This window comes from Curtobacterium sp. AC272 (assembly GCF_979258155.1).
The window spans coordinates 2,259,238-2,279,656 of the sequence record NZ_OZ409838.1 but is presented as its reverse complement, the minus strand read 5'-3'; the positions used below and the strand labels follow the sequence as shown (position 1 = coordinate 2,279,656).

Below are 20,419 nucleotides of genomic sequence, written 5' to 3'. Positions count from 1 at the left end.
CCTAGAAGTCGTACTGCTCGCCGACCGGGATCGGCACCGGCACGGTGTTGCCGGGAGGCGCGAGCGAGCACGCCCACGCCGGGTCGTACGCGCACGACGGGTTGTACGCGAAGTTGAAGTCCAGCACGAGCGAGTCGGCGTCGTCGCCGCCCAGGTCCGAGCCCTTGATCGTGTCGAGCAGGTAGCGTCCGCCGCCGTACGTACCGCGGGCCTTGCCGGCGCTGGAGTCCTTCACCGGGACGAACAGCCCGCCCCCGTAGCCGCCGTGCGACCAGACGTCGAGCGTGCCGACGCCCGGGACCGTCACGACGCCGAGACGATCGAAGTGCACGGTGCCGTCGGTGCCGGTCTCGTAGTCGAACTCGGCGGGCTCAGCCGCCTCGATGCGCACCTGGAACCGCCAGGCGGGGTCGTAGTCCGGCACGGGCAGCGACTCGAAGTCGCGGGCATCGTCGTCCAGGAGCGGCGACGCGGGGTGCTCCGCAAACATCGCGTCGCGGGTCTCCCGCCACAGCGCGTGCGCCGTCTGGGGATCAGGCGTCGCGCGGACACGGCGGTACAGGTCGAACGTCATGCGCCGCCAGTCCACGGTCGCCAGCGTGCTGCGGACACGGTCGTCGGTCGTCGGCTCCTGGGGGCGCGTCTGGCTCACGTGGTCGAGGCTACGCCCGCTCCGCGGTGGACGGGAGGCCCGACTCGCCTCGGTCAGGCAGCATCCGTCCGCCAGGTGGGCGCGAGCGCACGCATCCGGTACGCCCGCCACTGCCAGATGACCCACATCCCCGGCCACAGCAGTGCGCCGAGGGGCCACGGCCGCATCCGGTAGGTCAGGCGGTCGATGAGCAGCGTCCGGTCGCCGGGAGCCGGCACGACCGCCATCCGGTGGCGCATCGTCATGCGGCCGAACAGCCCGCTCGTGCCGCCGCCGTTGTCACGCTGGACGGGGACGCCGTCGATCTCGTACAGGTCGAGGTCGACGTGCGTGTCGCCGCTCGGCACCAGGCCGAACGCACTCGCGGTGATCGGGTGCGGGTGCCCCGGTTCCCACCGCACCGGGAACCCCTCGGCGCTGCGCGAGCGGTACACCAGGAACGGCTTCGTCACCGCGACCATCACGGACGGGGACAGCAGGGCATCGCGCACGGCGTCGACCGGCGCATCGAGGACGATCCGGATACCGACGTGCATGCCCAGGACCCTACGCTCGCGGCCGACGACCACTCAAGGCAAATGTGAAATACGAGTATGTGAGTGTGTACAGCATGCGATCCACTCACCCCCGCCTGCCCCTGCTCGCCGCCCCAGCCGTCCTCCTCGTCCTCGCCGGCTGCGCGGCCGGAACGCCTCCCGCGGCCGACGCGCACGACGCCGGTACGTCGTGGTCGTACGAGGGAGCAGGTGCCCCGCAGCACTGGGGTGGTCTCACCGACGAGTACGGCACGTGCGGAACCGGCGCCCAGCAGTCCCCGATCGATCTGCCGGCCGCCCGCGGTGGCGCCGACCTCGACCTCGTGGGCTCGGGCGCTGTCCGGGGTCTGACGGCGGACAACGGGCACACCGTGCAGTTCACCGCCGGCGACGGTGCCTCGACGACCATCGCCGGCGCGGACCTCGACCTGGTGCAGATGCACTTCCACGCGGGGTCGGAGCACACCGTCGACGGCGACCCGGCCGACGCGGAGTTCCACTTCGTGCACGCCGACGACCGCGGCGCCCTGACCGTCGTCGGGGTCCTCGCCGAGCGGGGCGCGCACAACCCCGCCTACGAGAGCTACCTCGCCGGTGCGACGGCAGGGGCGGGTCGCGAGAGCACGGTGGACGTCGAGGCGATGCTGCCCGCGTCGCGCTCCTTCGCGACCTACGAGGGGTCGCTCACCACGCCGCCCTGCACCGAGGGGGTGCGGTGGATCGTGCTCGAGGACCCGATCGAGCTCGGCGCCGACCAGCTCGCCGACCTCGAGGCAGCGCACGTCGAGAACGCGCGTCCGGTCCAGCCGCTCGGTGACCGGACGGTCCGTCACACGCTCTGACGGTCAGGCGTGCCGGGCGGACCGGCGGCGCGACCCCTCGGCGCGGTCGTGCCGCCGGAGCCGCTCGGCCAGGGACAGCCGGACCGCCGGCCACTCCGAGGCGATGATCGAGAACACCACCGTGTCGCGGAGCGTGCCGTCGCGACCGATCGAGTGGTTCCGCAGCACGCCGTCCTGCTTCGCGCCCAGGCCGGCGATCGCGGCGCGGGACTGGTGGTTGTGCCAGTGCGTGCGGAACTCCACCGCGATGCACTGCCAGGCTTCGAACGCGTGGGACAGCATCAGCAGCTTCGCCTCGGTGTTGATGCCCGATCGCTGCGCCGACTTGGCCAGGAAGGTGCTGCCGATCTCGACGTGTCGGTTGCCCGCGTCGATGTTCATGAAGGTCGTCGAGCCCACCACGCGGCCGGTCGGACGGTCCCGCACCCCGAAGGGCACCATGCGGCCGGCCTCGTGCTCGGCGAGGCGCCGGTCGATCTCGTCCTCGACCTGGGCCGGCGCAGGGACCGAGGTGTACCAGGTGCGCCACAGATCGCCGTCCGTCACCGCTGCCCGCAGGTCTTCCGCGTGCTCCTGCGCGAGGGGCTCGAGCGTCACACGGTCGCCGGTCAGGGTGGGCGCGGGGGCGATCTCCATGGAAGTGCATCCTACGGTCGTCGACCATGGTGGAGCCTGTCGGGACGGCCACCCTGTGGAGAGGGACAGCATCGTCCGGGCGGCTATCGTGACGGACGTGGCAGAACGCACCCAGGAGCAGTACCAGGTCCGGTTCGCGTGGGGCACCGGTGGGGCGGCACGCATCGCCCACGGCGCACACCTCTTCGTCTGGGTGGACGTCCTGCCGAGCTCGCCGGACGCGGCGCGCAGCGCCGCGCGCTGCGGAACGCGACCGCCCAGCTGCCGGACGGTCCGGAGGTCGTGCTCGGCCACCTCGGCAACGCGAGTGCGATCGCGGAACGGGTGACGGGCCTCCAGGACGATCGTGGCGACCGGTGCGTCGTCGCGGTCATGGCCGCCGGGCTGCACCATGCCGGAGCGCTGGACGACGCGGCCGAGGCCGCGGGCGAGACCGTCGACGTGCCCGACGCACCCGACTTCGCCGTCGAGGACCTGCTCGCCGCCGGCGCCGTCGTCGATGCGCTCGCCGCGGTCGGGATCGACCACACTCACCGGAGGCAGCCGCGGCCTGCGCGGCGTACACCGGGCTCCGGCGCGCGGTGAAGCACCTGGTCACGGCGTCCGAGAGCGCCGCCGTCCTCGGTCGCGAGCCGGTGAACGCGGCGCTCGTCGTCGGACCGGACCTGGTCGTCCTGCGGGAATCGCGGGGCCGGGCGTAGCGTTCGGGCGGACAGGGACCGGAGCGCCGTCCAGGCCGTCCGGCACCAGCGAGCGAAGGAGCAACGCATGAAGGCAGTCGTCGGCGACACGGTGATCGCGGAGGCCCAGGAAGAGGACCTCATCAAGATCGAGGGCAACTGGTACTTCCCGCCGTCGAGCGTGAAGTCCGAGCTGTTCACCGAGAGCCCCACCCAGTACCACTGCCCGTGGAAGGGCGACACCCAGTACTTCACGGTGAACGTCGACGGACAGGCGCTGCAGGACCGCGCGTGGTCCTACCCGACGCCGATCCCGTCGTCGTTCGACCGCGTCGGCAAGGACTACTCGGGCTACGTCGCGTTCTGGAAGGACGTCACGGTCGTCGAGTGACGACCGACGTCACGGCGCTCACTGCGTCACCGTGAGCACGATCAGTGCGACGTTGAGCGCCACGATGACCGCCGCGATCACCCACGCCACCACGCGGGTGGTCGCGGCGTTCACGTCCGTGCCCATGATGCTGCGGCGCGACGTGTAGACGACCAGCGGGACGATCGCGAAGGCGATCCCGAAGCTCAGCACCACCTGGCTCACCACCAGCAGCATCGTCGCGTCGGCACCGATCGCGAGCAGCACGATCGCCGGCACCAGGGTGATCACACGCCGCGCCACGAGCGGGATCCGGACGTGCAACAGCCCCTTCATGATCTCGGCGCCGGCCATGCAGCCGACCGAGGTCGAGGCCAGTCCGGACGCCAGCAGCCCCACCGCGAAGAGCACCCCGACGACGGGCCCGACGTGGTCGGCGATCGCCCGCTGGGCGCCGGGGATCGAGTCGGTGCCGGCGACGCCGGGCAGGGTCGCCGCGGCCAGGACGAGCATGCAGATGTTCACGCCGCCGGCGACCACCAGCGCGAGACCGACGTCCCACCGGGTCGCGACGAGCACGCGGCGGCGCTCGGGGCCGGCGGGCACGTCGCCGTGCCGGTCGCGGGCGAGCGCCGAGTGCAGGTAGACCGCGTGCGGCATGACCGTCGCGCCGAGCATCGACGCCGCGAGCATCACCGACTCCGAGCCCTCGAACCGCGGCACCAGGCCGCTGACGAGCTCGGCGGGGGAGACCTGCGCGAAGAGCAGTCCGGCGCAGAAGCCGACGGTGAGGATCGCGAGCATCGCCGTGACGACGGCTTCGAAGGTGCGGGTCCCGCGGCGGCTGTGCAGGGTCAGCAGGAGCATCGAGACCACGCCCGTGATGAGCCCGCCGGCGACGAGCGGCAGGCCGAAGAGCAGGTGCAGGGCGAGCGCGCCGCCGATCACCTCGGCGATGTCGGTCGCGGCCGCGACGACCTCGGCCTGCCCCCAGAAGAGCAGCCTCGGGGTGCGACGCATCCGCAGGCCCAGGTGCTCCGGCAGGGACTTGCCCGTGACGACGCCGAGCTTGGCGGACAGGTACTGCACGACGACCGCGCTCGCGTTCGCGGCGACCAGGACCCAGAGGAGCAGGTAGCCGTACTTCGCCCCGGCGGTGAGGTTGGCGGCCACGTTGCCGGGGTCGACGTAGGCGATGGCCGCCACGAACGCCGGGCCGAGCAGGGTCAGGCCCGCGGCGCGGCGGCGCGGCGTGCCGGAGGGCTGCTCGGTGGTCCTGGCGGCGGCGGTGTCGGTCACGGGACCCAGCATGCCAGAGAATTCGGCGCGCCGAATCTTTTCTTCGCGGTGCCTTGACGGCTGGCTGGAGGGTGGTCAGGCCGCCGCGCGCCGAGCGCGGTGCGCACGGACCTTGGCGCGGTTCCCGCACCGCTGCATCGAGCACCAGCGACGCGTCCCGCCCCGCGAGGAGTCGTAGAAGACCAGCGCGCAGTCGTCCGCCGAGCAGCGGCTCAGACGCGTCGGCCGGCCGTCGGCCTCGACGTCGTCGAAGCCGACCTCGGTGAACAACGCGACGGCGTCACGCGCGACGCTGGACAGTGCCTGGGCCAGGCGGACACGGTTGGCTCCGGCACGTCGGCGGCCACCCGGGAGGCTCGGGGGCACGTCCGGCAGGGCGGCGAACAGGTTGACGGTGTCGATGTCGTCGGGCGCGGGGCGCGTGCGGCCGGTCCCGGCACGCAGGCCCGCCGCGACGGCGGTGCGCTCGGCCGCGGTGGTCGCCGGGCCGGGGGCCGCGGCGACGGCGAGTCGGGCGATCGCGGCGCGGAGCGCGCGGGCGTCCTGCAGCTCGCGCGCGCTGGCCCCGACGTCGATCGGTTCGGTGTGGTCGCTGAGCCACTCGTCCAGGTCGGCCGGGCTCGCGAGCAGCTCACCGAGCTGCGATCGGGGACGCCGGCCGTCCGGGTCGTCGGCGAACCCACCGGTGTGCGCGAAGTCCAGGGCGATCCGACCGGCGTCGAAGAACCAGGTGGATCCGGCGTCCGTGCGGATGTGCTGCCCCGTGTGCATCCGTCCAGGCTAACGGGTTACCGGCGCGCCTCCGAGCGCGGACGGACTCATGCGGTAGTCGAGGCCACCGTCGACGGGGTGTCAGCCTCGCTCCGGCGCCGCCAGACGATGGCGTTGCGCGCGTCGAACCGGCGGGAGCACCGGGCACAGGCGAGCTGGCGGGTGGGCGTCCGGTAGCGGAAGTGCTCGTGTCCGGCGGGGCAGGTCCCGATCCACGGTGCGAGCTCGCTGGCGATCGGGCCGTCGTGCAGCCGTGACCCCGTGTACCCGATGGCGGACGCGGTCCGCTTCCACTTCGGGCCGTGGCCCGCACGTGCCCCGGCGAGGGCGTGCGCGACCTCGTGCAGCAGGACCTGCTCGACGTCGTCGTCCGAGAACCGTGCGGCCAGGTGTCGGCTGACGGTGATGCGCTTCCGGGCGAAGTCGCACTGTCCCGCACGGGTCTTCGCGTGGTCGAACCCGAAGGCCCATGCGCCCGCGCCGAGGTGCTCGGTGATGAGTGCCTCGGCTCGGGAACGGACCGTCTCGAGTGCGGTCACTGGTCGGCGCGGGGGTCGGCCTGGCCCTTCTTGGCTGCCCGTGCGGCGATCCGTCCCCAGATGTCGTCGGCCTCGGTGCGCGCGGCGTCCGGCGCCCCGAGCACCCGGCGGCGGATCGGCGGGACCTGCTTGACCGGCTCGGCGACGCGCATGGTCGGTTCGTCGTCCTCGGCGCGGCGGGCGGCGACCTCGCGAGCCGTCCGCGGCTTGTCGGCGGGTTCGGCGGGGTGCGTGATCGAGGCACGCATCGCCGCCTCGACCGCGGTGCGCAGGGCGTCGGTGCGCTCGGACGGGGCACCGGCCTGGCGGAACGCCTGGTAGGCACGGGACAGAGCGGCACGGGACTCTTCGAAGCGGTCGTTCTCGAACAGCGACCACCCCTCGATCTCGGCGGCGGCACCCTCGAGCTCCGGCCACTCCTCGGTCGCGGCGGTGTCGCGGGCCAGAGCGGCCTCGGTCGCGGCACGCTCGTGGCGACCGAGGTCGTGCAGGATGTGTGCGCGCCGGATCCGGGCGGCGACCTTGTCCTGGCGCTCGCCCGTGAACATCGCGAGGCGGAAGACCTCTTCCGCCACGACGAGTGACTCGTCGAGTCGGCCGAGCAGGCGGAGGAGTTCGGCGCGTTCCGCGAGCGCCTCGGTGCTGCGGCTCTGACCGAGGTCGCGCAGACGCTGGTGCACGGCGTCGACGTCGACCGCCGGCCGCAGGCTGATGGGCGCGAAGGTGCTGCCCGGGCTGACCCCGGCCGTCACGGGAGCCGCGTGGCGCGGTTCACGGGACGGGTCGGACGGGTCGGGCTGCTGACGGTCGTCGGGCGGGAGGGACATCGGTTCGAGGGTAGCCGCGCTCTGCCGGGAGCGGCCGGTGCGACGCGCTCAGGCTTCGCGCCGGTCGACGCGAAACGGCCCGCCGTGCCGGAGCACGACGGGCCGTTCAGGACGGGCTCAGCGGATCAGGACATCCCGCTCGCCGCGACCGCAGCGACGCCGACCGCCACGACGAAGACGATGAGCGCGACGACGGCGAGGACGATCGCGAAGACGCCCCAACCGCGGCCACGCTTGGTGACGGCAGCGATGATGCCCTGCACGATCGCCCACAGGCCGAGGGCCGTGCCCAGGTAGAACATGAGGGACCCGGTGATGACGTTCGACGAGGTCATCAGCTCGGTGATCTGGGCGTCGCTCGGCGTCGCCCCGCTGTTCTGCATCGAGTCGCGGAAGGCATCGGAAGCCCCGAACGACTGCCCGAACAGGTACCCGCCGATGGCTCCGACGACCAGGGCGGCGAGGCCGACCACGAACGCGATCACGCCGACGGTCTTCTTCTTGGCCTTCGGCTCCTCGTAGCTCTGCCACGCGGGCGAGCCGGAGCTCGCGGGCGCCGCGGCGTACGGCTGCTGGTTGTACTGCTGCTGCTGGCCGTACTGCTGCTGGCCGTACTGGTCCTGCTGCTGCCCGTACTGGTTCTGCTGCTGCCCGTACTGGTTCTGCTGCTCGCCGTACTGCGGGGCGGACTGCCCGTACTGCGGCGTCGGGTCGCTCCGCTCGCCGTACCGCGGTGCGTCGGCGGCGGGCTGCTGCTGCTGCGGGGCTTCGCCCCAGCTCGGCGCCTGGCCGTCGCCCGTCCGGTCCTGGTTGCTCCGGTCGTCGTTCGTCATCAGGGGATCCCATCGCTCGGTCGCGCACCTGCGCGGTCGTTCAGACCATCCTGACAGCCGCACCCGCCGAGTGCCCGGGAACGGCCTGGCGCGCCGCCCCGTCGTCACCGCGGGGTCAGGCGCCGAACACGCTCCGGTTCGGCTCCGGTGACGCGACGGCCGTCGCGTCGGTGACGATCGGCGCCCCGGCGATGAACGCCCGCAGCTCGGCCCCGTGGACGACCTTCGCCGGCATCGGATCCGAGGAGTACCGCCGCGGCATCTCGGCGATCGGCAGGTCGGTCGGCGAACCGAGCAGCACGATGTTCCCGAACCGCCGCCCCTTGAGCATGCCGGTGTCCGCCACCGCTGCGACCGACGGCAGCACGGCCTGCAGCGTCGACGCCTGCCCCCGTGCGAACGCGAGACCCGCGCCGTCGGCCACGTTCACGGCGACGACGCCGGTCGGCGACAGGAACGCGGCGACCTCGCGGTAGAACTCGATGCTCGTCACGTGCGCCGGGATCTGCGAACCGCCGAAGACGTCCACCACGGCCAGGTCCACCGTGCCGCGCAGCCCGGAGGGGAGCTTGCCGAGCACCTCGCGCGCGTCGCCGTACCGCACCCGGATCGACGCACCGCGGGGGAACGGCAGGACCTCGCGGACGTGGTCCACCAGGTCGCGCTCGAGCTCGATGACCTGCTGGCGGGAGCCCGGCCGGGTCACCGCGACGTACCGGGGGAGCGTCAGGGCGCCGGCGCCGAGGTGCAGCGCCGTGACCGGGCCGGACGGCAGCAGGTCGATGGCGTGCCCGATCCGCCGGATGTACTCGAACGCCAGGTGGGTCGGGTCCTCGAGGTCGACGTGCGACTGCGGCGTGCCGTCCACCACGAGCGTGAAGGACCCGGGGCGGTGCCGGTCCGGCTCGACCACCGAGTACCCCGCACCGATCCGGAACCCGTCGAACGCATCAGCCATGCGGTCAATCGAACACCACCTCGACCGGCACCGCGATCACCACCCGGGCCCCCACCCCTGGTTGGTGTGCTCGCGGACGCGCCGGAACGAGGCTGGATCCATCGGTCGGGGACGTCCCGCCGGGTCACCTCGAAAGGCACACCATGTCGGTCCAGCTCCTCGTCAACGTCCTGATCGGCGTCGCTCTCGTCGGCTTCCTCGGGTACCGCCAGGCCACTTGGCAGTACCTCGACCCGGCGCGCATCTGGCGCACGCCGATGATCATGGCGATCATCGGCGTGGTGGTCCTGGCGCAGTCGGGGGCGACGATCACCACGATCGACGTCGTGTTCCTCGGCATCGAGGCCCTGATCACGATCGGCGTGGGCCTGACGATGGGCACCATCACCCGGTTCCGCACCGTCGCCACCCCGGACAGCAAGGGTCGGACGATCCAGTCCCGCACAGGCTGGCTCGGGGCGTCGCTCTGGATCGTGCTCATCGCGGTGCGCGTCGGCCTCGACGTCCTCGGCGGCCACCTCGGTGAGCACCTGCTCACCTCGACCGGCGCGATCCTGCTCGTGCTCGCCCTGAACCGCGCCGCACGCGCCGTCGTCATCGACCAGCGCATCCCGCGCGGCGACCGGACCGCCGGCCGCCGCACCACCCGCGGCATGATGGTCCGGTGACCCTGCTGAGCGGACCGGACCCGACCGACCTCCCCGGGGTCGGTCCCGTTCGGCAACCGCCTGGGGACTCAACGCCCTCGGCATCGTGATCGTCGGGTTCTGGTTCGTGAAGAACGGACTCGAGCTGCAGCTCCCCGCGTGGGTGTGGGTGCTCGGCGCGGTGGCGCTCGCCGCGTGGGCGCTCCGTGAGTTCGGCCGGACGCCGCAGCTGCTCGTCGTCGCGGGCGTGGTGATGATCGTCGCCGGTTCCCTGACGGTGGTGGCGACCGACTCGCTCATGATCGTCCCCGTGATCGTCGGGATCGTCCTGCTCGGCGCGAACCTCCGGGTGCCGGTCTGGGTCGCAGCGGTGACCGCGGTGGGGGCGGTGGTGGTGATCGCCGTCTGCGCGACGATCGAGCACGCCTCGGTCCAGTTCGTCCTCGGCACGAGCGGTGGGCTGCTGCTCGGCGTGCTCATCGGGTTCAGCCGCCGGCAGTTCCGGGTCGCGGCGCAGCGTGCGCGGCAGGCCGAGCGGGACCAGCAGCGGGCACAGCTCCTCGCCGACCGGTCCCGGGCCTCGCGGGACATCCACGACGTGCTCGCGCACTCGCTCGGGGGTCTCGTGCTGCAGCTCGACGCGGTCGAGGCCCTGCTCGAGGCCGGCCGGGTCGACGACGCGGCGAAGCGTGCCGGCGAGGCCAGGACCCTGGCGGCGGACGGTCTCGCCGAGGCCCGCCGGGCCGTGCACGCCCTCCGCGACGACGCGGACGCCGAGCCCGATGCCACCCCGGACGGGGCCGCCGTCCCCGACCCGACCACGACCGCGGACCGCGCCACCACCCCGGACCGGACCACAGCCCCGGACCAGGCCACGCGGACCACCGGAGCCGACGTGCCGGACGCGAGCCGCGCCTCCCGGCCGTCCACCGACCACGTGCCGGACCGCACCGACCGCACCGACCGCACCGACCGCACCGACCGCACCGACCTGACCGCCCTGGTCGCCGCCCACCGATCGTTCGGCGGCACGATCGTGGTGCAGGGCGACACGACCCTGGCCGCACTCGACGAGGCACACCGCGCCGCCGTCGTCCAGGTCGCCCGCGAGGCCCTCAGCAACGCCCGCAGGCACGCCCCCGGCCGACCCGTGTCACTGTCCGTCGTCCGCGACGGCGACGCCGTGGACGTCGTCGTGGCCAACCCGCTCACCGGCGGCGGCCAGGGGCTGCTCGGGATGCGCGAGCGCGTCGAGGAGCTCGGCAGCGGCGCGACGGTCGAGGCCGAGCGGTCCGACGACGAGTTCGTCGTCGCGGTGCACCTGCCGGTGGACGCCGTGGTCACCACCGAGGGGGACGCCTCGTGACCATCCGTGTCCTCGTCGTCGACGACCAGGCGATCGTCCGCGACGGCCTGGTGACGGTGCTGTCGCTCGTACCGGACCTGCACGTGACGGGTGAGGCCGCCGACGGCGCCGAGGCGATCGCGGCGGTGGACCGTGACGCTCCCGACGTCGTGTTGATGGACCTGCGCATGCCCGGCACCGACGGGCCGACGGCGACCGCGCGCATCGTGGCCGACCACCCGCAGGTGGCGGTGCTCGTGCTGACGACCTACGCGGACGACGAGTCGATCGTGACCGCGCTCCGGGCGGGTGCGCGCGGGTACCTGACGAAGGACGCCGGACGGGCCGAGATCGCGACGGCGATCCGGGCGGTCGCGTCGGGGCAGTCGACGTTCGACGCGACGGTCGGAGCGCGGCTGGTGGCGCAGCTCGCCGGCGGCGGGGCGACGGCATCCGCGCCCGCTGTGCCGCCGGTGCGAGACCGGTTCCCGGACCTCACCCCGCGCGAGGCCGACGTGCTCGAGCACATCGCGGCCGGCCGGACGAACCCGCAGATCGCGGCGGAGCTGTTCCTGACGGTGCCGACGGTGAAGTCGTACGTGAACCAGGTGTTCGCGAAGCTCGGGGTCGCCACCCGCGCCGAGGCGGTCGCGCGCGTCCTGCGCTGACCGGTCCTGGCCGGTACGTGAATGCGTACACATGGACGGCCAGCCGACGCCAAGACTCGTTCCGTACTGTTCATCCGGTCGTCACGCGGGACCGCGTCGATGCGTGCAGTGCCCCACACCTCGCGCGTCCGCCCTCCCGACGTGACCACGACGTGCCGTCGAGCGCCCCCACCGCTCGAGCGTGCGCGCCGTCGGCACGTGTCCGCGTGCCCCTTCCGGTCACCCGCGTGCGCTGGCCGTGATCACATCGCACCCGTCATGTAAAATACGGGATGCAACACTCCGCCGAGCCGCAGGAGACCCGACATGACCGCCGACACGATGAGCGTGCCCACCGCACGCCCGACCGCACCGACGACCCGCGCCGCCACGCGCACCACCGCGAGCCGGACGACGCGGGTGCCCCGCGCCTCCCGTCCGGCCCACGCCGACCACGAGACGGCGCCCACCTGGATGCGTGTCGTCGGCACGGTCCTGCTCCTCGGCGGGCTCGGCCTGACCGCGGCGGTGACCGCGTGGCCCGGCGACGCACCGGAGACCGCGCTCATCGTGCCGGCGCTGGTCGCCGTCGTGGCGGGCGTGCTCCTGCTGCTCGCGCGAGCCGGGTTCGCCGTCACCGACACGCACGTCACGCTGCACTTCCGGCCGCTGCCGCCACGGCGCATCGCACGCCGGCACATCGCCGACGTCCGACTCGTCGAGGCGGACGCCCGCACCTACGGCGGCGTCGGCCTGCGGATCGGTCGCGGCGTGCGCGCCCTGATCCTCACCCCCGGACTCGGGATCGAGCTCACCGACGACCGTGGCCGCGTCACCTTCGTGCGCACCCGCCGACCCGAGGGCGCCTTCCGTGCGCTGGCGGGACGGCAGGGCCAGCCGGGAGGCGCGGCGCACGTCGAGCGCGAGCGCCTCGGCTGAGCGCACGGCCGGGTCCACTGCGCGGGCCGGGTGCGCAGGCCCGTTGCGGGCCGTCGCCGGCCGGACGCGGCCGGGAATTCCGCGGGCGCGCAGCGGCTTATACACGCCACTGCCGAATCTGGTCAAGCCAGGACTGGACAGCACGACTCGGCGCGAACTATGATGGCAGTTCGCGCTCCCTGGCATCCGTGTCGTCATATTGCGGTCGACGCAGAGTTCTGAGTTGTACAAGCTCAACTCGCCCTGGTGCAGCCGGACCCGTATATGGCGGCGGGTCCCGCTCACGGAGATCATCCCACACGTGCACCGACGTTCCGCGTCAGGCACGCGTCGGCGTGGTCGCAGGGCATGAACTCGCGGGGATCGCCGAGCGATCATCTACTCACCTACATGCTGCTCGTCAGTATCGGCCCGACGGGGCCTACGGAGGTCACACCCTTGGCTGCTGCGCCCAACGCATCCACCAACCCCAAGAACGGTCGCAACCACTCGCGACTCTCGTTCGCCAAGATCACGGACACCCTCACGGTTCCTGATCTGCTCGCACTCCAGACGGAGAGCTTCGACTGGCTCGTCGGCAACGACGTCTGGAAGGCCCGTCTCGCAGAGGGACAGGAGCAGGGTCGCACCGACCTCGCCCTGCACTCCGGGTTGGAGGAGATCTTCGAGGAGATCTCCCCGATCGAGGACCTCGGCGAGACCATGCAGCTCTCGTTCACGGCGCCCGAGCTCGAGGACCCCAAGTACTCGATCGACGACTGCAAGGAGCGCGGCAAGACCTACGCCGCTCCGCTGTACGTCAACGCCGAGTTCATGAACCACATGACGGGTGAGATCAAGACGCAGACGGTCTTCATGGGCGACTTCCCGCTCATGACCGAACGCGGCACGTTCATCATCAACGGCACCGAGCGCGTCGTCGTGTCGCAGCTCGTCCGTTCGCCCGGCGTGTACTTCGAGCGCCAGCAGGAGAAGACGTCCGACAAGGACATCTACTCCGCTCGCGTCATCCCCTCGCGTGGTGCGTGGCTCGAGTTCGAGATCGACAAGCGCGACCAGGTGGGCGTGCGCATCGACCGCAAGCGCAAGCAGTCGGTCACGGTCTTCCTCAAGGCGCTGGGTCTGACCAGCGAGGAGATCATGGAGGAGTTCCAGGGCTTCGCCTCGATCGAGTCGACCCTCGAGAAGGACGCCATCCTCACGAAGGAAGAGGCGCTCAAGGACATCTACCGCAAGCTGCGCCCGGGCGAGCAGGTCGCTGCCGAGGCCGCGCGTGCGCTGCTCGACAACTTCTACTTCAACTCGAAGCGCTACGACCTGGCGAAGGTGGGCCGCTACAAGGTCAACCGCAAGCTCGGGATCGACGCCCCGCTGTCCGACTCGGTGCTGACCGTCAAGGACATCGTCGCGACGATCAAGTACCTCGTGTCCCTGCACGCGGAGAAGACCACGCTGAACGGCGTGCGTGACGGTGAGCCGGTGCAGCTGCGCCTCGACGTGGACGACATCGACCACTTCGGCAACCGTCGCATCCGCGCCGTCGGCGAGCTCATCCAGAACCAGGTCCGCACGGGTCTGTCCCGCATGGAGCGCGTCGTCCGCGAGCGCATGACCACGCAGGACATCGAGGCGATCACGCCCCAGACGCTCATCAACGTGCGTCCGGTCGTCGCCGCGATCAAGGAGTTCTTCGGAACGTCCCAGCTGTCGCAGTTCATGGACCAGAACAACCCGCTCGCGGGCCTGACGCACAAGCGTCGTCTCTCGGCCCTCGGCCCGGGTGGTCTGTCCCGTGAGCGTGCCGGCGTCGAGGTCCGTGACGTCCACCCGTCGCACTACGGCCGCATGTGCCCGATCGAGACCCCGGAAGGCCCGAACATCGGCCTGATCGGCTCGCTCGCGTCGTTCGGTCGGATCAACTCGTTCGGCTTCATCGAGACCCCGTACCGTCGCGTCGTCAACGGCGAGGTCACGAAGACCATCGACTACCTGACCGCCTCGGAAGAGGACGAGTTCGTCGTCGCGCAGGCCAACGCCCCGCTGACCGACTCGTTCCACTTCGCCGACGACAAGGTCCTCGTCCGCAAGAAGGGTGGCGAGGTCGAACTCGTCGCCAAGGGCGAGGTCGACTACATGGACGTCTCGCCGCGCCAGATGGTGTCGGTCGCGACCTCGCTCATCCCGTTCCTCGAGCACGACGATGCGAACCGCGCCCTCATGGGTGCGAACATGCAGCGTCAGGCCGTCCCGCTGCTCCGTTCCGAGTCGCCGCTCGTCGGCACCGGCATGGAGGGCTACACCGCGATCGACGCCGGTGACGTCGTCACCGCCGACAAGGCCGGTGTCGTCTCCGAGGTCTCGGCCGACGCCGTGACCCTGCAGCTCGACGAGGGTGGCACGCAGACCTTCTACCTGCGCAAGTTCGACCGCTCCAACCAGGGCACGAGCTACAACCACCGCGTGGTCGTCTCGGCCGGCGAGCGTGTGGAGCAGGGCGAGGTCATCGCCGACGGTCCCGCGACGGAGAACGGCGAGCTCGCGCTCGGCAAGAACCTCCTCGTCGCGTTCATGCCGTGGAGGGCTACAACTACGAGGACGCGATGATCCTGTCGCAGAACCTCATCAAGGACGACACGCTCTCCTCGATCCACATCGAGGAGTACGAGGTCGACGCCCGCGACACGAAGCTCGGCAAGGAGGAGATCACCCGTGACCTCCCCAACGTCAGCCCGGACCTGCTGGCCGACCTCGACGAGCGCGGCATCATCCGCATCGGTGCCGAGGTCCGCCCCGGCGACATCCTCGTCGGCAAGGTCACGCCGAAGGGCGAGACCGAGCTCTCCGCTGAAGAGCGCCTCCTCCGCGCCATCTTCAACGAGAAGTCGCGCGAGGTGCGCGACACCTCGCTGAAGGTGCCCCACGGTGAAGAGGGCACGATCATCGGCGTCAAGGTGTTCGACTCGCAGGACGGCGACGACGAACTCGGCTCTGGTGTCAACCAGCGAGTGGTCGTCTACATCGCCCAGAAGCGCAAGATCACCGCGGGTGACAAGCTCGCCGGTCGTCACGGCAACAAGGGCGTCATCTCGACCATCCTCCCGGTCGAGGACATGCCCTTCCTCGCCGACGGCACCCCGGTCGACATCGTCCTGAACCCGCTCGGCGTCCCCGGCCGCATGAACTTCGGCCAGGTCCTCGAGATCCACCTCGGTTGGCTCGCCAAGCAGGGCTGGAACGTCGAGGGCATCCAGGAGTGGGCATCGGCCCTCCCCGAGGCAGCGCACAGCGCCGCTCCGGGCACGAAGGTCGCCACCCCGGTGTTCGACGGTGCGTACGAGCGCGAGATCGAGGGCCTCCTCGACTCGACCCTCCCGAACCGCGACGGCGAGCGCCTGATCGGCTCGTCCGGCAAGGCGCAGCTCTTCGACGGTCGCTCCGGCGAGCCGTTCCCCGAGCCCGTCTCGGTCGGCTACATGTACATCCTCAAGCTGCACCACCTGGTCGACGACAAGATCCACGCTCGTTCGACGGGTCCGTACTCGATGATCACGCAGCAGCCGCTGGGTGGTAAGGCGCAGTTCGGTGGCCAGCGATTCGGTGAGATGGAGGTGTGGGCGCTCGAGGCGTACGGCGCCGCCTACGCCCTCCAGGAGCTCCTGACGATCAAGTCCGACGACATCCTCGGCCGCGTGAAGGTCTACGAGGCGATCGTCAAGGGCGAGAACATCCAGGAACCCGGCATCCCCGAGTCCTTCAAGGTCCTCATGAAGGAGATGCAGTCGCTCTGCCTGAACGTCGAGGTCCTCTCGGCCGACGGTCAGGCGGTCAGCCTGCGCGACAACGATGACGAGGTCTTCCGCGCTGCGGAGGAGCTGGGCATCAACATCTCCTCGCGGTTCGAGTCGTCGTCCGTCGACGACATCTGATCCCGCCCGTACATCGAAGCCTGAATCAAGCAAGAGAGAAGAACATTGCTCGAAGCAACTTCCTTTGACGCCATTCGGATCGGCCTCGCGACCGCCGAGGACATCCGTCAGTGGTCGTACGGCGAGGTCAAGAAGCCGGAGACCATCAACTACCGCACCCTGAAGCCCGAGAAGGACGGTCTGTTCGGCGAGCAGATCTTCGGCCCTTCCCGCGACTGGGAGTGCGCCTGCGGCAAGTACAAGCGTGTCCGGTTCAAGGGCATCGTCTGCGAGCGCTGCGGCGTCGAGGTCACCAAGTCCTCGGTCCGTCGTGAGCGCATGGGCCACATCGAGCTCGCTGCCCCCGTCACGCACATCTGGTACTTCAAGGGCGTCCCGTCGCGCCTCGGGTACCTCCTCGACATGGCGCCGAAGGACCTCGAGAAGGTCATCTACTTCGCGGCGTACATGATCATCGACATCGATGAAGAGGGCCGTCACGCGGACATGCCCGGTCTCGAGAACGAGATGCGTCTCGAGATCAAGACCCTGGAGAGCCAGCGCGACTCGATCATCGCCGACCGCCTCAAGAAGCTCGAGGACGACCTCGCAGCCCTTGAGGAAGAGGGTGCGAAGGCCGACGTCAAGCGGCGCACCAAGGACACCGCCGAGAAGGAGATGTCCCAGGTCCGCAAGTCGTTCGACGAGGACATCACCCGTCTCGAGCGTGTGTGGGAGGACTTCCGCAACCTCAAGGTGGGCGACCTCAAGCCCGAGGACGCCGTCTTCCACGAGCTCCAGGACCGGTTCGGGATCTACTTCGACGCCTACATGGGCGCCGAGGCGATCAAGCTCCGGCTCGAGGCGTTCGACCTGGCTGCCGAGGCCGAGGCGCTGCGTCTGCAGATCGCCGAGGGCAAGGGCCAGAAGAAGATCCGCGCGATCAAGCGTCTGCGCGTCGTCAGCTCCTTCCTCGCCACCGGCAACTCGCCGGCAGCGATGGTGCTCGGCGTCGTGCCGGTCATCCCGCCGGAACTGCGCCCGATGGTGCAGCTCGACGGTGGCCGTTTCGCCACGTCGGACCTCAACGACCTCTACCGTCGTGTGATCAACCGCAACAACCGTCTCCGCCGCCTGCTCGACCTCGGTGCCCCCGAGATCATCGTGAACAACGAGAAGCGCATGCTGCAGGAAGCCGTTGACGCGCTGTTCGACAACGGTCGTCGTGGACGTCCGGTCACGGGTACCGGCAACCGCGCCCTGAAGTCCCTGAGCGACATGCTCAAGGGCAAGCAGGGTCGTTTCCGCCAGAACCTGCTCGGCAAGCGCGTCGACTACTCGGGCCGTTCGGTCATCATCGTCGGCCCGCAGCTGAAGCTGCACCAGTGTGGTCTGCCCAAGCAGATGGCGCTCGAGCTCTTCAAGCCGTTCGTGATCAAGCGCCTGATCGACCTGTCGCACGCGCAGAACATCAAGTCGGCCAAGCGCATGGTCGAGCGTTCGCGTCCGCAGGTGTGGGACGTGCTCGAGGAGATCATCCGCGAGCGCCCCGTGCTGCTGAACCGTGCGCCGACGCTGCACCGTCTGGGCATCCAGGCGTTCGAGCCGCAGCTCGTCGAGGGCAAGGCCATCCAGCTCCACCCGCTCGTGTGTGCTGCGTTCAACGCGGACTTCGACGGTGACCAGATGGCCGTGCACCTGCCGCTGTCGGTGGAGGCCCAGGCCGAGGCCCGCATCCTGATGCTCGCCTCGAACAACATCCTGAAGCCGTCCGACGGCCGTCCGGTGACCCTGCCCGCACAGGACATGATCATCGGTCTGCACCACCTGACGACCGTCCGCGAGGGCGCCGTCGGTGAGGGCCGTGCGTTCTCCTCGGTCGCCGAGGCGATCCTGGCCAACGACCAGCACACGCTGCACCTCAACGCCATGGCGAAGATCCGCATGACGGGTGTCCACTTCGCCGAGGGTGAAGCTCCCGAGGGCTACGAGCAGGGCGACACCGTCCTCCTCGAGACGACCCTGGGCCGTGCGCTCTTCAACGAGACCCTCCCGGCGAACTACCCGTTCGTCCAGAAGGTCACCGACAAGGGCGTGCTGTCCGCGATCGTCAACGACCTCGCCGAGCGGTACTCCAAGACCGAGACGGCCGCTGCGCTGGACCGGATCAAGGACGCCGGCTTCTACTGGGGCACCCGCTCCGGTGTGACCGTCGCCCTGTCGGACGTCGTGACGCCTCCTCGCAAGAAGGAGATCATCGCGGGCTACGAGATCCAGGCCGCCAAGGTGCAGGGCGAATTCGACAAGGGTCTGATCACCGACTCCGAGCGTCGCGCCGACCTGATCAAGATCTGGACCGAGGCCACCAACGAGATCGCGCAGGAGATGCGGGACAACTTCCCCGTCGACAACACGATCAACCGCATGGTGTCGTCGGGTGCTCGTGGTAACTGGCTGCAGGTCCGCAACATCGCGGGTATGCGTGGTCTGGTGAACAACCCGAAGGGCGAGATCATCGCCCGCCCGATCATCAACTCGTACCGCGAGGGCCTGACCGTGGCGGAGTACTTCATCGCCACCCACGGTGCTCGCAAGGGTCTTGCCGACACCGCGCTCCGTACCGCGGACTCCGGGTACCTCACCCGTCGTCTCGTGGACGTCTCGCAGGACGTCATCATCCGCGAGGACGACTGCGGTACGACCCGTGGCCTCGAGCTGCCGATCGCGACCGTGGACGCCGACGGCAAGCTGGTCCGCGACCCGCGCGTCGAGAACACCGTGTACTCGCGCACCCTGGCCACCGAGGCCGTGGACGCCAAGGGCACGGTCGTCGCCGAGGCTCGCGAGGACGTCGGTGACGTGCTCCTCGAGAAGCTGCTGGCAGCCGGTGTCGAGAGCATCAAGGTGCGCTCGGTCCTGACCTGCGAGTCGGCCGTCGGTGTCTGCGCGAAGTGCTACGGCCGTTCGCTCGCCACCGGCAACCTGGTCGACATCGGTGAGGCAGTCGGCATCATCGCCGCGCAGTCCATCGGTGAGCCCGGTACCCAGCTGACGATGCGTACCTTCCACACGGGTGGTTCGGCCTCGGCCGACGACATCACCCAGGGTCTGCCGCGTGTCACGGAGCTCTTCGAGGCCCGTACGCCCAAGGGCGCGTCCCCGATCGCCGAGGCCCCCGGCCGCGTCGTCGTCGAGGACACGGACAAGGGTCGTCGGATCATCCTCACGCCGGACAACGGTGACGAGCCGTTCATCTACCCGGTGCTCAAGCGTGCGACGCTCCTCATCGAGGACAACCAGCACGTCGAGCTCGGCGAGCAGTTCATCGCCGGCACCGTCGACCCGAAGGAAGTCCTCCGGGTCAAGGGTGTCCGAGAGGTCCAGAAGCACCTGGTCAACGGTGTGCAGGACGTCTACGGCTCGCAGGGTGTGCCGATCCACGACAAGCACATCGAGGTCATCGTCCGGCAGATGCTCCGCAAGGTCACCGTCGTCGACCACGGCGACACCGACCTGCTGCCCGGTGAGCTCGTCGACCGGTCGCGCTACAACATGCTGAACCGTGCGGCGCTGCAGGAGGGTCGCAAGACCGCCTCGGCTCGCCAGGAGGTCATGGGCATCACGAAGGCGTCCCTCGCGACCGAGTCGTGGCTGTCCGCCGCTTCCTTCCAGGAGACCACCCGCGTGCTCACGCAGGCGGCCATGGAGGGCAAGCAGGACCACCTCGTCGGCCTCAAGGAGAACGTCATCATCGGTAAGCTCATCCCCGCCGGGACGGGCCTCAGCCGGTACCGCGACGTGGACGTGAACGCGACGGAAGAAGCGAAGGCAGAGCGGTACCCCAACCGCATCTTCGCGGACGACTCGTCGTTCTCGGACGCCGACCTGAGCTTCGTCGACTTCGACAGCTTCTCGTCGGACGACTTCACGCCGGGCACGTACAACTGAGTCTGATGTGATCCCACGAAGGCCCCGTCTCCGCAAGGAGGCGGG

General features: G+C 70.3%; 17 protein-coding genes and 1 pseudogene. 9 read left to right on the top strand and 9 right to left on the bottom strand.

The features are described 5' to 3' along the window. Position 1: 1 nt before the first annotated feature. Together ACZZ0J_RS11600 and ACZZ0J_RS11595 are read right to left on the bottom strand one after the other, a co-directional pair. Positions 2–574, bottom strand: a complete 573-nt coding sequence (locus tag ACZZ0J_RS11600; protein WP_463438177.1) for a DUF1684 domain-containing protein — start codon at positions 572–574, stop codon at positions 2–4. 131 nt (positions 575–705) lie between these two features. Then, the gene (locus ACZZ0J_RS11595) at positions 706–1,188 is read right to left on the bottom strand and encodes a hypothetical protein (protein WP_463437019.1); all 483 of its coding nucleotides are present in this window, start codon (positions 1,186–1,188) and stop codon (positions 706–708) included. 74 nt (positions 1,189–1,262) lie between these two features. Here ACZZ0J_RS11595 and ACZZ0J_RS11590 point away from each other — a divergent pair, with 74 nt between their 5' ends. Further along, positions 1,263–2,030, top strand: a complete 768-nt coding sequence (locus ACZZ0J_RS11590; protein WP_463437017.1) for a carbonic anhydrase — start codon at positions 1,263–1,265, stop codon at positions 2,028–2,030. A 3-nt stretch (positions 2,031–2,033) separates the two neighbouring features. Here the strand turns inward: ACZZ0J_RS11590 and ACZZ0J_RS11585 are convergent, their stop codons facing one another. Then, a complete protein-coding gene (locus ACZZ0J_RS11585; RefSeq protein ID WP_463437015.1) occupies positions 2,034–2,666 on the bottom strand; it encodes a GNAT family N-acetyltransferase in 633 nt (210 codons plus the stop codon). A 138-nt stretch (positions 2,667–2,804) separates the two neighbouring features. Here ACZZ0J_RS11585 and ACZZ0J_RS11580 point away from each other — a divergent pair, with 138 nt between their 5' ends. Further along, positions 2,805–3,251 carry a hypothetical protein gene (locus tag ACZZ0J_RS11580; RefSeq protein ID WP_463437013.1) on the top strand — a complete coding sequence of 149 codons (447 nt, stop codon included), beginning with the start codon at positions 2,805–2,807 and terminating at the stop codon, positions 3,249–3,251. Positions 3,252–3,434: 183 nt separating this feature from the next. Continuing rightward, positions 3,435–3,737, top strand: coding sequence for a DUF427 domain-containing protein (locus ACZZ0J_RS11575; protein ID WP_463437011.1), 303 nt, complete (start codon positions 3,435–3,437; stop codon positions 3,735–3,737). Positions 3,738–3,755: 18 nt separating this feature from the next. On the opposite strand, the gene ACZZ0J_RS11570 is transcribed toward ACZZ0J_RS11575, so the two are convergent. From ACZZ0J_RS11570 to ACZZ0J_RS11545, 6 genes are all read right to left on the bottom strand, one after another. After that, positions 3,756–5,015, bottom strand: a complete 1,260-nt coding sequence (locus ACZZ0J_RS11570; protein WP_214546623.1) for an Nramp family divalent metal transporter — start codon at positions 5,013–5,015, stop codon at positions 3,756–3,758. A gap of 75 nt (positions 5,016–5,090) precedes the next feature. Further along, complete coding sequence (locus ACZZ0J_RS11565) at positions 5,091–5,786, bottom strand: CGNR zinc finger domain-containing protein (RefSeq protein ID WP_123311680.1); 696 nt, start codon at positions 5,784–5,786, stop codon at positions 5,091–5,093. 47 nt (positions 5,787–5,833) lie between these two features. Further along, entirely contained in the window at positions 5,834–6,325 is a 492-nt protein-coding gene (locus tag ACZZ0J_RS11560) for a SprT-like domain-containing protein (RefSeq protein ID WP_194647351.1), read from the bottom strand. After that, positions 6,322–7,152 (bottom strand): hypothetical protein, encoded by an 831-nt coding sequence (locus ACZZ0J_RS11555; RefSeq protein ID WP_123339450.1) that lies wholly within the window; start codon positions 7,150–7,152, stop codon positions 6,322–6,324. The genes ACZZ0J_RS11560 and ACZZ0J_RS11555 overlap by 4 nt, the downstream gene beginning before the upstream one ends. A 125-nt stretch (positions 7,153–7,277) precedes the next feature. After that, positions 7,278–7,985 (bottom strand): hypothetical protein, encoded by a 708-nt coding sequence (locus tag ACZZ0J_RS11550; RefSeq protein ID WP_463437008.1) that lies wholly within the window; start codon positions 7,983–7,985, stop codon positions 7,278–7,280. A 115-nt stretch (positions 7,986–8,100) separates the two neighbouring features. Further along, entirely contained in the window at positions 8,101–8,943 is an 843-nt protein-coding gene (locus ACZZ0J_RS11545) for a spermidine synthase (protein ID WP_463437006.1), read from the bottom strand. A 143-nt stretch (positions 8,944–9,086) separates the two neighbouring features. Here ACZZ0J_RS11545 and ACZZ0J_RS11540 point away from each other — a divergent pair, with 143 nt between their 5' ends. The 6 genes and pseudogenes from ACZZ0J_RS11540 (at position 9,087) to rpoC (ending at position 20,374) form a co-directional block, all read left to right on the top strand. Continuing rightward, a complete protein-coding gene (locus ACZZ0J_RS11540; RefSeq protein WP_463437004.1) occupies positions 9,087–9,611 on the top strand; it encodes a hypothetical protein in 525 nt (174 codons plus the stop codon). 85 nt (positions 9,612–9,696) lie between these two features. Further along, positions 9,697–10,956 (top strand): sensor histidine kinase, encoded by a 1,260-nt coding sequence (locus tag ACZZ0J_RS11535; protein ID WP_463437002.1) that lies wholly within the window; start codon positions 9,697–9,699, stop codon positions 10,954–10,956. Further along, positions 10,953–11,603 (top strand): response regulator, encoded by a 651-nt coding sequence (locus ACZZ0J_RS11530; protein WP_463437000.1) that lies wholly within the window; start codon positions 10,953–10,955, stop codon positions 11,601–11,603. Before ACZZ0J_RS11535 ends, ACZZ0J_RS11530 begins: the two co-directional genes overlap by 4 nt. A 306-nt stretch (positions 11,604–11,909) precedes the next feature. Then, a complete protein-coding gene (locus ACZZ0J_RS11525) occupies positions 11,910–12,521 on the top strand; it encodes a hypothetical protein (protein WP_463436998.1) in 612 nt (203 codons plus the stop codon). 438 nt (positions 12,522–12,959) lie between these two features. After that, positions 12,960–16,447: pseudogene (rpoB, locus tag ACZZ0J_RS11520) on the top strand (DNA-directed RNA polymerase subunit beta). Positions 16,448–16,492: 45 nt separating this feature from the next. Beyond that, positions 16,493–20,374 carry a DNA-directed RNA polymerase subunit beta' gene (gene rpoC / locus ACZZ0J_RS11515; protein WP_463436996.1) on the top strand — a complete coding sequence of 1,294 codons (3,882 nt, stop codon included), beginning with the start codon at positions 16,493–16,495 and terminating at the stop codon, positions 20,372–20,374. Positions 20,375–20,419: the final 45 nt, after the last annotated feature.